Genomic DNA, 11914 nt, shown 5'->3' with positions numbered 1-11914 from the left:
AATCGGAGAGAATTCGCAAACATTTTGCGCGGTATTTCCGATTTTCATCCAAAATAATTTGAAAAAGTAGTTCTGGAATAGTGTGCTAATTTACATGATTGACCATCGGTTTTATTTCTGCATCTTCTATTAAATCTTGAAGATGATGAATTTGAAAATTGCTCACCCCGATCGCTTTAACGCGTCCTTCTTTATAAAGCTTCTCTAACGCTCTCCACGCCTCTTTATACTTTCCCGCGACCGGCCAATGAATGAGATATAAATCAAGATCATCCAAGCCAAGTTTATTTAAGCTCGCCTCATACGCTGCGATAGTCGATTCATATCCTAAGTCGCTATTCCATACTTTCGAAGTAACAAATATATCGTCGCGCGAAATTCCCGCTTCTTTCATGCTTTCTCGTATGCCTTGCCCAACCCCTGCTTCATTTCCGTAAATCGATGCCGTATCAATGCTACGATATCCGCGTTGAATAGCTGTTTTCACAGCGCGAACCACTTCAGGGCCTTCTTCTACTTTAAACACTCCAAGCCCAAGCCAAGGCATGTTTACACCGTTATACAAAGTCGTTGTATCTTGCAAATGTTTTGCAACCATCTTATCTACTCCTCTCTTTTTAAAAACGGCTTTCTTGCACCATCATGACTTCATCTTTTCGCTCTAACGCCCGGCTCCATCCGGTTAACAGCGCGGCGCCAACAACCATCAATGCCCCAATCCACGGTGTATGAATTAGTCCGATTGAATCAGTGACAACACCACCTAAATACGACCCGATAGCAATCCCTGCGTTAAATGCTGCAATATTCAGCGCAGAAGCTACATCTACTGCACTAGGTACAAAACGCTCCGCTAACATCACGACATACACTTGTAGTCCTGGTACGTTCATAAAAGCTAACAACCCCATTAAAACAATCGTTACGAACGCCGCTATTTTATATGGCGCAGCAAATGTGAACACCCCAAGCACAATAGCTTGCACGATAAACATGTAAAACAATGATTCAATCGGGTTTTGATTCGATAGCTTTCCGCCTATCACATTACCAATCGCAATCGCAACGCCATAAACAAGTAAAATGAACGCGACCGTTTTCTCATGAAATCCCGCAATCTCTTGAAGAAGTGGGGACATATATGTAAAGACGACGAACGTCCCCCCGTATCCTAACGCTGTAATGATAAATAAAAGCACTAAACGACCGTTAGCTAAAAGTTTTAGCTGATTGCTAACTGTTGTGCGCGTCCCTTTTCGCAAGTTGGCTGGCACTAACAAGGCGTTAGCAATAAACGCGACAACACCGACGACTACAATAAAAATAAACGCGATTCTCCAACCAAATTGCTGGCCAATAAATGTCCCAAAAGGAACGCCTGTAATGGTTGCGACGGTAAGCCCTGTGAACATTATCGAAATCGCACTTGCGCGACGATTTTCCGGAACTAAGCTTGCCGCGATAGTCGAGCCGATCGACATAAACACTCCATGCGAAAAGGCTGACAGCACGCGCGCAACTAACAAAACACCAATATTCGTCGCACTAGCTGCCACACTATTGCCAACGATAAAAACAATCATGATCGAAAGCAATAACGTTTTGCGCGACATATTCGACGTCAATGCCGTTAAAACAGGGGCACCGAAAGTGACACCTAAAGCATATAACGAAACCGTTAATCCCGCTGTTGAAACGGAAACGTGCAAATCTTCGGATATGAGCGGCAACAATCATACGCTTATAAATTCTGTTGTCCCAATCGCAAAAGCGCTGATGGCTAACGCTAACAACGCCAACGTGCTTCGTTTTTTATGTGAAGTCATGTTTCTCCTCCTACTCGTTGTTTCAACTTCTCAACTAAACTGTGCACCAAAAATATTTCCAACCGGCCGGTAAATGTTATTATGATGTATATAAATCACTTCGAAAAGTACGTACTTTAAAGTAATATAGATACTTTAAAGTACCTATAAACAAGGAGGAAGACGATGCAAAAAAAGAAATACAACATTCCCGTAGAAGCGACGTTAGAAGTTATCGGGGGAAAATGGAAATGCGTAATTCTCTGTCACCTTACGCACGGCAAAAAACGGACAAGCGAACTAAAACGACTAATGCCTGGCATTACGCAAAAAATGTTGACACAACAATTGCGAGAATTAGAGGAAGATGGCATTATTCATCGCATTGTATATAACCAAGTTCCCCCAAAAGTGGAGTATGAACTAAGTGAGTACGGATGGAGTTTAAAAGACATTTTAGACTCATTATGTGCCTGGGGAGAAAAACATATTACGAAAGTGTATGGCGATAAATTCGCGGTGTTAGAAGAGAGCGTGTTAAACGGCAAGCGAACATAATATGGGTACCTACTCATTATAAAACAAAAAAACTGTCGTCGCTCCAAAACGGTCGACGACAGTAACCCCCTACTCCAACAACCGCTGTACTTCTTCTTCCGCAAGGTCTGTGACGTTCGCAATATCTTTGACGCTCATTCCTTTTCTCGCCATCGTTTGTACAAGATGCTTCATCCCCTGTACCATTCCTTGTTTGATTCCTTGCTTCATCCCTTCTTCTCTTCCCTTTTCCAACGCTTTTTGTTCGTACGAAATAATCAATTCAAGTACTTGTTCTTTTTCTTTCGTCTCCATTTCATTCACCTCGCTTCGTAGTCTTCGTTCTTCTTCGTCTGATAGTTTCACATATGTTTCAAAAAAGCCAAACAGTAATCGTTGCTTCGCTTCGTCTAATTCCATCCGTACAAGCATGCGTAAAAATTGTTTTTTCAGTTCTACCCGTTCACCTTCAGTATACCCCATCTTGCTTAGCAATGCAGCGGCGATTGGGTTATCGTTACGAATATAGTTTCGCCAGTTTTGTTTACGAAGTTCCACAGTGAAGTAGCGAAAATCAAGCACGTTGCCAAAAGGAAATTGGAGCGTAAATGCGGATGGTTCGTTGCGGATCGTATCGTAGCTAAATACAGCAATCGGTACAATGTGTTTACGGTACTTTTCAAACAAACGGCTAAAGTAAATAAACATTCGTTCAGGAAACGACGGTTGCACATAACTTTGGTTTTCGATATGGACGATAATCAAGCCATCCTCCCCTTTCAGCTTCGTTTCCACAAGCAAATCGACGTGGTACTTCTCCCCTGCCGTTACATCGGTAAACAACTCCTCCGATAAAAACGATACGTGGCGAAAGTCGATATGCTCATGCATCGTTGGGAAAAAGAGAAGAATAAATTCCTCAAAAAACGTCTGAATCAACTCTTTAAACAAACGGTCATGGTCAATGGACATACATTCACCTCGCATACAGTTATTTCGATGCTTTTATTCGACAACATAAGCAATTTCCCTGCATAGAGTCCTAATTTTCACAGCTGTCTCCTGTGGAAAAAATTTTCTTTTCCATCAAAAATTCAATTTTCATCGCTAAAACTCTCCTCCCCCCTCTTTTCCGTCCACTTTTACGTGAAAATCCCCTCAAAACTCAATTTTCTCCTTTGGCATTTCCTAAGTGTAATAAATGTGTATCATGAAAGGATTGGGAGCCATCCCCTTGAATTCCATGTACTCGACTTGTCACAATTTATGGTAAAATGGAAGGAATACCGCAGAGAAGTGAAACAATCGCCGGAATGGCCGTGGCTGGCGATGTTGTCGGCAGTGGATAGCCGAACAAAGCGAATGGACGAAGACATGTTTCGCGAATCGGAGGGAATCGCGATGACGGAGCAAGAAATTTTAGAAGCGTTAGAAGAATGGCAAAGTTTAAGCGTCGACCCAGAAAACCGCTACACCTACGAAATGAGGCTCAAATGGCTCCTTGACCAACTTTCAAACATTCGCGGCAGTCGGGAGGAAGGACGGAAAGAGGGGTTGAAAAAAGGACTAGAGCAAGGACGGGAAGAAGGAATCAAAGAAACGATTAGAAAAATGAACGAAAAAGGAATGAGCATTGCGGAGATTGCAAATATACTCGACATGGCGGAAGAAGAAGTACGGGAACGGTTGAATAATTAGTCTTGGTAGCTTAAAAAAGCGCCCTTGCGAATCGGCAAGGGCTTTGTGCTCACACCTGCTTTGTAACAGGTGTTTTTTTTCATTGCGAAAGAAAGCGAAAATCGGCACTATCACTTGAAATAGCAAAGAAAAATTAGCAAATTTCTCTTTATATCTCCCTTGCAAAAAACAGCCGCTAACGTGCGGCTGTTTATAACTCATCAAATCCGTTATCGGTATTTACTTTCGCGTATTGGCGCGATTTTTGTTCAAAAAAGTCAGATTTTCCTAAATCGACTTCTTCATATGCTTTAATCCAGCGGAGCGGGTTGGTGCGATAGCCTTCAAACGGACGCTCAAATCCGAGCTGATGGCAACGGACGTTTGCATAAAATTTTATGTAGTCATGCAAATCTTGAATCGGAATGCCATCAATGTCATTGCCAATAATAAAATCCGCCCACTCCATTTCTAGTTGAGCCGCCTTTTTAAACGTTTCTTGGACAAAGCGAGCCAGTTCTGGCGTATCATATTCTGGGTATTCGCGCAGCACTTCTTTGAAAATTTTCACAAACAAATCGACGTGTAGCTGCTCATCACGGTTAATATAATTAATCATCGTGCTTGTCGCCACCATTTTTTGATTGCGCGCCAAGTTATAAAAGAACGCAAACCCAGAGTAGAAAAATAGCCCTTCTAAAATGACGTCATAGACGATCGAATGTAAAAAGTTTTCGACCGTTGGTTGTTCAGCAAACGCCCGGTAGCCGTTCGTCACAAAATCATTTCGCTTGCGCAAAGTCGATTCGTGCCGCCAAAAGTCAAATACTTCCTCTTGTTTTTGCTTCGGGACGAGGCTTGAAAGCACGTACGAATACGAATGATTATGAATGACTTCTTGTTGCGCAAGCATAATCATCAATGCGTTAATGCTTGAATCAGTGATGTAGTCAGCCACTTTTCCGGCGTAATCGGTTTGAATGCTGTCAAGTAGGGCAAGCAGCCCGATAATTTTCAAAAATGCTTCTTGCTCGCGTTCGGTAAGCAGAGGAAATTGTTTGACATCTTGTGACATATTAATTTCAAATGGTGTCCAAAAATTCGCAAGCATCCGCTTATATTTCGCGTATGCCCAAGGGTACGCAATATCATCCCAGTTTAATACATTGGAACATTTGCCGTTAATAATACGCGTCGAACGGTTCGGCGCTTCGACATCCATAATTGGTCGTCTCATTAACATCGTTTTTCCCCCTAACTTGCACACGACTCACATTCTTCTAAGACGCTCGATGTCGAGCGGACGTAATATGTCGTTTTTAATCCTGATTTCCACGCGTCCAAGTGCAAATCTAGCAATTCCTTCGCTTTAATCGTATGCATCACATAAAAGTTAAACGAAATGGCTTGGTCGATATGGCGCTGCCGAGCAGCATTTTGCCGAATGCTCCAATGTTGGTCAATATGATAGGCCGATTTATAATACCATGTCGTTTGTTCATTTAAATCTGGCACCGTTGCCGGAATCTTATAATCTTTCTTTTCTTCCGCATACACTTTTAAAAAAATCGGGTCGATGCTTGCGCTGCTTCCGGCAATAATGGCGGTCGAGGCGTTCGGAGCAACTGCCAATACATACCCATTGCGTATCCCGTGTTGCACCACTTGTTCTTTTAAGTTTTGCCAATGTGGTGCCTCGTATCCGCGCTTCACAAAATATGCCCCCGTCTGCCAATCAGAGCCGCCAAACGCTGGATACCTCCCTTTTTCTTTCGCTAATTCCATGCTTGCTTGAATGGTGAGATAGGCAATTTTTTCATACAGCTCGTCGGCATAGGCTACCGCTTCTTCCGATTCCCAACGAATTCCTTTTAATGCTAATAAGTGATGCCAGCCAAACGTTCCGAGCCCGACCGCCCGATATTTCTCGTTCGTCAGCTGTGCTTGCAACACTGGGATGCGGTTTAAATCAATAACGTTGTCAAGCATCCGCACTTGAATTGGAATTAACCGCTCTAAAACGTCGTCTAGAACCGCACGCGCAAGATTAACGGACGATAAATTGCAGACGACGAAATCCCCTGGCGTTTTTTCAATGATAATTTTTCCGTCTTTCGTATATTGTGTTTCCATTACCGTCGGGCTTTGATTTTGGGCAATTTCTGTACAAAGGTTGCTGCAATAAATCATGCCAACGTGCGCGTTCGGATTTTTTCGATTGACTTCGTCACGGTAAAACATAAATGGCGTACCGGATTCCAATTGGCTGCGCATGATGCTTTTCATGATTTCAATCGCCGGTACTTTTTCTTTCGAAAGCCGCTCATCGTATACACACTGCCAATATTTTTCACGGAAGCTGCCACTTCCTTTTTCTTCGTCGTAAAAATCTTCTAAGCTAAACCCCATCACTTTGCGAACTTCATGCGGGTCAAACAAATACCAATCGCCACGGCTTTCGACTTGCTCCATAAAGAGATCAGGAATGCAAACACCGGTAAATAAATCATGCGTACGCAACCGTTCGTCGCCATTGTTTAATTTCGCATCAAGAAAAGCAAATATATCTTTATGCCATACGTCTAAATAGACGGAAATCGCTCCTTTCCGCTGTCCAAGTTGGTCAACGCTGACAGCTGTATTGTTTAGCTGCTTCATCCACGGAATGACGCCAGAGGAAACTCCTTTAAATCCTTTAATATCGCTGCCGCGGCTGCGAATTTTGCCAAGATAAACACCAATTCCCCCACCGGATTTCGAAAGATTAGCAATGTCCGTATTGCTGTCATAAATCCCTTGCAAGCTATCGTCAATCGTATCGACAAAGCAGCTAGATAGTTGGCCATAGCTTTTTCCCGCATTGGCTAGCGTCGGAGTGGCGACCGTCATGTATAAATGACTTAACGCCCAATACGCTTCTTTAATAAACACCAATCGCTTTTCACGCGGCTCTTTCGCCATTAACGCCATCGCGATAATTAAAAACCGTTCTTGCGGCAATTCGTAAAGATTTCGTTCATAGTCGCGTGCAAGGTACCGATCTGCAAGCGTGCGTAATCCGATATAGGTAAATAACTTGTCTTTTTCCGGATCAATCAGCGTCCCGAGTTTCTCGATTTCTTCTTTCGAATAATCGTCAAGCAGCGAACGATTATACACTCCTTTCGCGACAAGCGAAGCGATAAGCTCATAAAAATTACCGTAACGCTGTCTTGAGTCGTAACCACGATGCTTAGCTGCTTCTTTGTATAATTGTTGCAAATATAGACGCGCGCAAACAAATGTCCACTCCGGCTCTTGTTCGCTAATACGAGCCAGCCCTTCCAAAATGAAAACGTCTATCAATTCTTCTAACAACAAATCCGGTTTCGCCTGCCAATGGCGAAATATGCGCTCCACATAACTTTCTGTTTCCAAGTTCGGAAAATCGCTCGTCCATTCGCGAACAAATGTCGCAATCTCCTGTTTCGAAATCGTCTTCACCGCCACTGCATATCCTCCTCCAAATAAAAAATCCACTCTGGATCGAGTGGATGAAACGACAGCACAAAAAGGGTGCAACCTCCCCTTCTCGCCATCGTTTCATCTTCTCCATCCCCGAAGAATGTGAAACGAAACAAGCAAGGCAGGTCTCCTGACTCGTGCTTCTTCCTACTTTGGTTCCTTCCCGTATACGCGCCCATAAAGCTTTCATATACAGTGGCACTCCCATTTCGTCTGCACTGACAGTTGCGGGGGCAGTTCTGGATTCACACCAGATTCCCTATTAAGTCCAAACGGACACCATTGCTTGCGGCTTCCTTACTCACTATATATAGTTTTCTTAACAAAGAAAAATACAATATGTTGTATTTCATAGTTGTACTTTTTTCATCATAAACGAAAAAAGCGGAAAATTCAACTATGTTTTTTACGAATACGTACAGGACAACCTTTTTTCTTTTGACACTTATATCACAAATGATAGAAGTCAGCTATCCCCACTTCACTAACATTTGAAGTGGAGGGCTCCTCGCTAAAGACGATGAACATTTTTCCTGCTTGTTTATAAAATAAAAACCCGAGCTCTTCTCCAGAACCCGGGTCTTCTGATGATTCCGACTGGGCTCGAACCAGCGACCTCTACCCTGTCAAGGTCAATCCAGTCAAAATCTTATGTATCAATAAGTGGCTCAATATTATTTACAGTATAACCACTTCACATTTCATTTTATTAACTTTTATTATAAGATGACCTTTAAAAAATGTAAAGTGGTTATAGAGAATATTATAAAATTCATCCCCTATTTTCAAGTATTTTCTATAAATTTAACTCCCCCGTCAAAATCAATATTCCTTTTTTCGTCATATCCACGTCAATCACTTTCCAATTTTGCTCATATAATACAAATTCAAAATTCACAACAAATTTTTCCCGATTCAACACATCATCTTTCATCGTGACAATAATTTGATTTTCCGCTACACGAATCGGCGCAAAATCATCTATACGAAATGTGTATTTGTCGACGATACACGGAACATCTGCTACACTGACAACCACATTTTCATAAATTGGCTCACCAAAATCATTGTAAGAAACTATTCTCTGTTCTGTCTGCTCAATACGTATCGTTTCATTCGTTTTTCGCATGAGTGCTTTCCGATATACACTATTTTCAGTCACATCAGAAACGACAAGATAGTTTTTTTCATTGTGACGGACGATGTTTCCGCGCTGAATGCTGGAAAGAGTATAAATATATTTCTCTTCATAGTCACCGATTTTTGCATTTTGTAGAATACATTTTCTCGATACATTGTCGACAAGAACCGTTTCGCCTGTCATATCAAGAAGGAATTGAAAATCATTCATCGTGTTCATCGTATCACCTCCTAGAACAACATAAATACATTCGTGTTCTCATCGTCATCTTTCATTTGACGTATTTTTCGCTCCAGTTGATCGATACGCGCCAGCAAATTCTCATGAAAATCAGAAATCGTCATGCCGTCTAGTTTGTATACTTTCATCATAGAAGGATTGTTTGCGATTGATTCAAGAATAGAAAGTGCTGTCCGATATATATTTTTCTTTGCTGTTGCTGATTGAGGATTATATTCGTCATGGGCATTTAGACCGTTTTCTTGAAGATAGACGATCAATTCATTTTGATCTAGTTCGATACCTTGAATTTCAAGCAAAAGGCGTTGTAGATTCGTCATATTTTATTCCCCTTTCTGTAAACGTAAATATTCATGATTTAATTCAATGACAAACGCTTTTATTGTGTCATCAGTTACTAGATGTCCACGATCGACAAAACCATATTCGTTCTCATACCAGTCGCCGATTTTTTCAAGTTTGTATTGACGTTTGATATTTCCGTATTCTAAAACGAAACCCTTTAAATGATAATGGTTATAACCGACATAATAATTTAAAGGTGAATATGATATATCTTTCATTGATAATCGTTTCGGCTGATATTCGTTTAAATATTGAATGATTTTTTGCATGATCTCACGATGTTTCACTTTATACATAGCGTTGTAATGATATTCGTCTATAAAATTTTCCGCTCTATATTTCTCAAATTCCTCCGCTTTTCTTTTTTCCGCGAGCATTGAAGCATGATATTGAATGTATTTCATTTTTTCACCTCCTAAATATTCATCGTTTCTATTGATTATTTTTGTTGAGATGAGTAAATACTCATGAAGCGAAAAAATAATCAATTCTAACGAGCAATATTGCATCTATGTTAAAAAAACGCTTATTTTTCAAGCGTTTTTGACACTTTTGTTATATGTTTAAAAAACATTGATAAATAAGGATTTTTGACATGTTAAAAATTAAAAGAACGCTCATGAGAAATACGAGCGTTCTTCAACCATTATTTTTAATTATTAAATTCAAAACACTATGCCAATATTCAACGTCACGTAAAGCAATTTGAACATCTTTATGACTCTTTTTAAACCCTTGTTTATTTTCAATACCGACCTCATTTACATTTGATAAGAAATTTATTTTAAATAGGGGAGTATCAAAATCGTTTACTTTTACACATAAGTCAATATTTTTAATATACTCATTTTTGATTTTATCTCCAGATAGCCCACCGATAACTGCGCCAACGCCACCTGCTATAACTGATCCAACTGCTGCTCCAACTAATTGGCTAGAACGCGATGTTTTTTTAACTGATTGATTATCAATTTTAATTTCTGATTCAATTATATCTGAAAATGAATAGGTTTTACTTTTAATCCCTTCATTTTGATCTAAATAAAATATTCTAATTAATTTATCATTTTCATTGATCTCAATACCCGATTTATTATTCTTTGAAATGTAACTTTTTGTAGGTGTAAGTTCGCTTGCTGATTTAATTTTTTCTATTGCCATCTTATTCTTATAATTATTTTCTAATGTCTTATCATTTTCTAACATTGCTCCAATTACAAAAATTGCTACAATACCAATAATTATAAACAAAAGAGTCATAACTCCACCTCTTTCGGTATTTTTACATTATTATACCACATTGACCAAAAAGGTGGAAAATATATATTTTTTAAAATAAACAAAAAAATCGCATTTTTCGTGCGTGTGTAAAATGACTTGCTAGGCGAAAATTTTGGCAATTAGGGGGTATTTCTGTATTGCCGTGATAATGTACGTTATATAGGCAATACACTTTTTCTTGCATATCATTGTATATTGTATTCATTATTTTACCAAAAATTTACTCAAACAACTTCCGATAACATTGATTATGTAAACTTATAATTTCAACAAAATCTTGATATATCAACATTTTAATGTCAAGTATTTTACCTTTCATACATACCATTACATCTATAATTATTCACAAATTTTATGCAAAATGTCTTATAAACGTTGATATATAAATGAAAATCGACTGTATAAAGTTTGTGAAATACATTCTACTTCATCATCAGCCGATCATATAGAAATGGCGGCTTAATGATGAAACATTGCATAAAAAATATTGAAAAATAAGCGTCGAATAAGCCATTTTCAACCGTCCGAATATGAAAATAGCCCATCTATACGCCTCCTATGCCCTTCTATACCCCTATTTTTGTTGATTTTTGTTGATTTTTATATATTTTTTTGTAAATGCTTCTTGGGAAACCGTGTCTATACATAACAGGCGAGCGCAAGTGGATATATCATTTCCTACTATTCAACTCGGAATTATAAACATTTCAATTAAACACAATATTTAGTATCTGATACTAATATCTACTACTACATATTGTTTTTCAATCTCATCATTTCATTCGCAACATCACTCACATAAGGATTCTTTTCGATCATCGTTTCAAGAGATATAGCCCCCATCTCACGCAACATCTTCAAATTTTCAATGACTTCTTTCTCATTCGACGGCAACGCATATTGGAACACTAATCCAAGTGATTCAAATTCTTCATCACTAAACGTTACGCCTCTATATTCAAGTAATCGTCTAATCTTCTCAAAACGTTGCTCAATACCCTCTCTCATATACTGTTCATTTTGTCCTGCCTTCATCATAGCCAATTGGTAGAGCATTTTGACGGCTTCCGTACTCACATTCGACACATCCGTTCTGCCTACTGCAATTGACGGAATTTGTGCAACGCTATACAACGCATTCAACAAAGTTTCATACAATGTATTGAACGCTTGACTATCAAACTTATTGCTGATAAATTCAAATGTTGCTCCATCGTCAAGATTCAAACCAGCACCTACAATATCAACTGGAAGTGATCCTTTCAATTGCTGACCTGTAACAACCGGAATACTGTAAATTAGCACACTATTCCAGAACTACTTTTTCAAATTATTTTGGATGAAAATCGGAAATACCGCGCAAAATGTTTGCGAATTCTCTCCG

Annotated in this window: 11 protein-coding genes, 2 pseudogenes and 1 riboswitch; of the genes and pseudogenes, 2 read left to right on the top strand and 11 right to left on the bottom strand. The window is 39.5% G+C overall.

The genetic code is table 11. The features are described 5' to 3' along the window. Positions 1-91: 91 nt before the first annotated feature. Both GGR02_RS16860 and GGR02_RS16855 read right to left on the bottom strand, forming a co-directional pair. Positions 92-598, bottom strand: a pseudogene (locus tag GGR02_RS16860) (aldo/keto reductase); the annotation flags it as partial. Positions 599-617: 19 nt separating this feature from the next. Further along, a pseudogene (locus tag GGR02_RS16855) lies at positions 618-1826 on the bottom strand (MFS transporter). Between the two features lie 165 nt (positions 1827-1991). On the opposite strand from GGR02_RS16855, the gene GGR02_RS16850 reads away from it, so the two are divergent. Further along, the gene (locus GGR02_RS16850; RefSeq protein WP_183186100.1) at positions 1992-2363 is read left to right on the top strand and encodes a winged helix-turn-helix transcriptional regulator; all 372 of its coding nucleotides are present in this window, start codon (positions 1992-1994) and stop codon (positions 2361-2363) included. A gap of 69 nt (positions 2364-2432) precedes the next feature. Here the strand turns inward: GGR02_RS16850 and GGR02_RS16845 are convergent, their stop codons facing one another. Next, entirely contained in the window at positions 2433-3314 is an 882-nt protein-coding gene (locus GGR02_RS16845; RefSeq protein ID WP_183186099.1) for an Rpn family recombination-promoting nuclease/putative transposase, read from the bottom strand. A gap of 174 nt (positions 3315-3488) precedes the next feature. On the opposite strand from GGR02_RS16845, the gene GGR02_RS16840 reads away from it, so the two are divergent. Continuing rightward, a complete protein-coding gene (locus GGR02_RS16840) occupies positions 3489-4040 on the top strand; it encodes an Rpn family recombination-promoting nuclease/putative transposase (RefSeq protein ID WP_306415789.1) in 552 nt (183 codons plus the stop codon). A gap of 190 nt (positions 4041-4230) precedes the next feature. On the opposite strand, the gene GGR02_RS16835 is transcribed toward GGR02_RS16840, so the two are convergent. From GGR02_RS16835 to GGR02_RS16805, 8 genes are all read right to left on the bottom strand, one after another. Further along, positions 4231-5262 (bottom strand): ribonucleotide-diphosphate reductase subunit beta, encoded by a 1032-nt coding sequence (locus tag GGR02_RS16835; RefSeq protein ID WP_183186097.1) that lies wholly within the window; start codon positions 5260-5262, stop codon positions 4231-4233. Positions 5263-5273: 11 nt separating this feature from the next. Then, complete coding sequence (locus tag GGR02_RS16830; protein WP_183186096.1) at positions 5274-7508, bottom strand: ribonucleoside-diphosphate reductase subunit alpha; 2235 nt, start codon at positions 7506-7508, stop codon at positions 5274-5276. A 118-nt stretch (positions 7509-7626) separates the two neighbouring features. After that, positions 7627-7823, bottom strand: a riboswitch (cobalamin riboswitch). A gap of 496 nt (positions 7824-8319) precedes the next feature. Continuing rightward, a complete protein-coding gene (locus GGR02_RS16825) occupies positions 8320-8883 on the bottom strand; it encodes an Ig domain-containing protein (protein ID WP_183186095.1) in 564 nt (187 codons plus the stop codon). A gap of 11 nt (positions 8884-8894) precedes the next feature. Then, positions 8895-9224 (bottom strand): hypothetical protein, encoded by a 330-nt coding sequence (locus tag GGR02_RS16820; protein WP_183186094.1) that lies wholly within the window; start codon positions 9222-9224, stop codon positions 8895-8897. Between the two features lie 3 nt (positions 9225-9227). Beyond that, a complete protein-coding gene (locus tag GGR02_RS16815; RefSeq protein WP_183186093.1) occupies positions 9228-9653 on the bottom strand; it encodes a hypothetical protein in 426 nt (141 codons plus the stop codon). 235 nt (positions 9654-9888) lie between these two features. After that, positions 9889-10509, bottom strand: coding sequence for a hypothetical protein (locus GGR02_RS16810; protein ID WP_183186092.1), 621 nt, complete (start codon positions 10507-10509; stop codon positions 9889-9891). Between the two features lie 443 nt (positions 10510-10952). Beyond that, a complete protein-coding gene (locus tag GGR02_RS17715) occupies positions 10953-11075 on the bottom strand; it encodes a hypothetical protein (RefSeq protein ID WP_260175207.1) in 123 nt (40 codons plus the stop codon). Between the two features lie 205 nt (positions 11076-11280). Further along, complete coding sequence (locus GGR02_RS16805; RefSeq protein ID WP_229706272.1) at positions 11281-11835, bottom strand: phage portal protein; 555 nt, start codon at positions 11833-11835, stop codon at positions 11281-11283. Between the last annotated feature and the right edge of the window lie 79 nt (positions 11836-11914).

The organism is Anoxybacteroides voinovskiense (assembly GCF_014196205.1).
GTDB lineage: Bacteria > Bacillota > Bacilli > Bacillales > Anoxybacillaceae > Anoxybacteroides > Anoxybacteroides voinovskiense.
This window is presented reverse-complemented; position numbering and strand designations above follow the sequence as displayed.

Coding starts and splice junctions, on each gene's coding strand:
- GGR02_RS16820 (WP_183186094.1), bottom strand. CDS start 9,224: ATGACGAATCTACAACGCCTTTTGCTTGAAATTCAAGGTATCGAACTA.
- GGR02_RS17715 (WP_260175207.1), bottom strand. CDS start 11,075: ATGGGCTATTTTCATATTCGGACGGTTGAAAATGGCTTATTCGACGCT.
- GGR02_RS16845 (WP_183186099.1), bottom strand. CDS start 3,314: ATGTCCATTGACCATGACCGTTTGTTTAAAGAGTTGATTCAGACGTTT.
- GGR02_RS16825 (WP_183186095.1), bottom strand. CDS start 8,883: ATGAACACGATGAATGATTTTCAATTCCTTCTTGATATGACAGGCGAA.
- GGR02_RS16810 (WP_183186092.1), bottom strand. CDS start 10,509: ATGACTCTTTTGTTTATAATTATTGGTATTGTAGCAATTTTTGTAATT.
- GGR02_RS16835 (WP_183186097.1), bottom strand. CDS start 5,262: ATGTTAATGAGACGACCAATTATGGATGTCGAAGCGCCGAACCGTTCG.
- GGR02_RS16815 (WP_183186093.1), bottom strand. CDS start 9,653: ATGAAATACATTCAATATCATGCTTCAATGCTCGCGGAAAAAAGAAAA.
- GGR02_RS16850 (WP_183186100.1), top strand. CDS start 1,992: ATGCAAAAAAAGAAATACAACATTCCCGTAGAAGCGACGTTAGAAGTT.